Here is a 1,055-nt window from a genome sequence, read left to right on the forward strand (position 1 = left end):
CAAAAATATGATGACTATGACCGTTTATTTTGTACTTGCTGATATTTTTGATTTAGATGTGATGGATATTAAGCCTAGTTTCGATTTGGAAAAAGATTTACATATAACGAACGATCATAAGGCTTTGCTAAGTGGGGCGGTGATGGATATGTTTAATGGCTGTGAGTTAGATTTTTCAACTATGCATAAGGTTCAAGATGTTATAGAGCAGATAGTTACTGTGGAGCCTATTCATTCCTCGGTTCATTAACCAAGTAAGCCGATTGGTTTTTCTGCTTTCCCTTTGCTCGTACGATCTACGAGAAGGGCGAGGGGGGAATTCATAGTTGTTCCGCTTGGAAAATATAGCTTATAAATATATTTTGGATGATTATATTTTTTTACTTCCCTGTTACAAACAATAGAGGCTGTTTTTAACGAGAGTGTGAAGTGGAGTTTATTGAGTATGCACGATAGTAAAGGGTGAGCAGTGCTCACCCCAAGTTTATTCTTACATATTGTCTAAGATTGCTTTTTTTACTGCATCTAAAGAGGCATCAACCGATACAGGGTGTGTCTCAGTACATTGTTGAATTGCCGTATCAGGATCTTTTAAGCCATTACCTGTTAAGGTGCAAACAATTGTACTGCCTTCAGGGATTTTTCCAGTGGCAATATCATTTAATGCGCCAGCTAATGAAGTCGCTGAAGCAGGTTCACAGAAAATACCTTCATAAGCAGAGAGCATTTTTTGTGCAGCGAGGATTTTTTCATCAGCAAAGCTATCAAACCAGCCGCCTGACTCTTTTTGTACATTCCACGCTAAATCCCAAGACTGTGGATGACCAATGCGAATAGCCGTTGCTATTGTTTCTGGGTTATCAATCATTTTTCCAGCGGTGAAAGGTGCAGCACCGGCTGCTTGATAGCCACACATAACAGGTGTATTGCTACTTACTGCGGCAATTCCGTTGGTTTCTTTGGCGTATTCGCTATAACCTTTCCAGTAAGCGGTAATATTACCGGCATACCTACAGGTAAACAATGGAAGTCAGGCGCTCTACCTAATTCATCAA

Annotated in this window: 1 protein-coding gene and 1 pseudogene; one reads left to right on the forward strand and one right to left on the reverse strand. The window is 39.9% G+C overall.

Annotated elements, in window-relative coordinates:
- The coding region (locus BAZSYMA_RS04030; protein WP_195910086.1) for a hypothetical protein at positions 1-250 on the forward strand (250 nt) is incomplete at its 5' end.
- Between the two features lie 240 nt (positions 251-490).
- Here BAZSYMA_RS04030 and BAZSYMA_RS04035 read toward each other — a convergent pair.
- Positions 491-1,055: pseudogene (locus tag BAZSYMA_RS04035) on the reverse strand (pyridoxal-phosphate dependent enzyme); the annotation flags it as partial.

This window comes from Bathymodiolus azoricus thioautotrophic gill symbiont (assembly GCF_001298715.1).
Taxonomy (GTDB): domain Bacteria; phylum Pseudomonadota; class Gammaproteobacteria; order PS1; family Pseudothioglobaceae; genus Thiodubiliella.